The sequence below is a fragment of the Halorussus marinus genome, from assembly GCF_004765795.1.
GTDB lineage: Archaea > Halobacteriota > Halobacteria > Halobacteriales > Haladaptataceae > Halorussus > Halorussus marinus.
On sequence record NZ_ML219772.1, the window covers coordinates 1 to 369 of the forward strand.

The following is a 369-nucleotide window of genomic DNA, read 5'->3' on the forward strand; positions in this document are numbered from 1 at the left end:
CTGGTGGTGTTCGGTCGGCGGCCCGAGCAGGCGAGTCTCCAGGAGGCCTCGGCCCAGAGGGGTGTTGGTGCGTGACCGACTCCGACGAGGAGACGGTGTACGTGGTGTCTCGGAGTGGAAACGGCGGCCGGAACCACGTCCATACGGATCCGGACTGCCAGTACCTCGAGCGCGCGAAGAACGTGTTCGAGAAACCCCGGAGCGTGGTCGACATCGACCGGCTCTGTCAAGTCTGCTCGGGCGAGCACTCACCGGAGAACGAGGGCCCGAGCGGAGACCCGAACGAGACGCGGAAGCTGTTGTCGTCGACGGCGCCGGAGGAGATCGGGCTGTCGGCGATCGGCGAGCGAGACGGCCTGGGCGGTGATC

At 67.5% G+C, this 369-nt stretch carries 1 protein-coding gene; it reads left to right on the forward strand.

The genetic code is table 11. The features are described 5' to 3' along the window. Positions 1-71 precede the first annotated feature (71 nt). Positions 72-369: hypothetical protein (locus tag EPY72_RS19620; protein ID WP_210423472.1), on the forward strand; the 298-nt coding region annotated here is incomplete at its 3' end.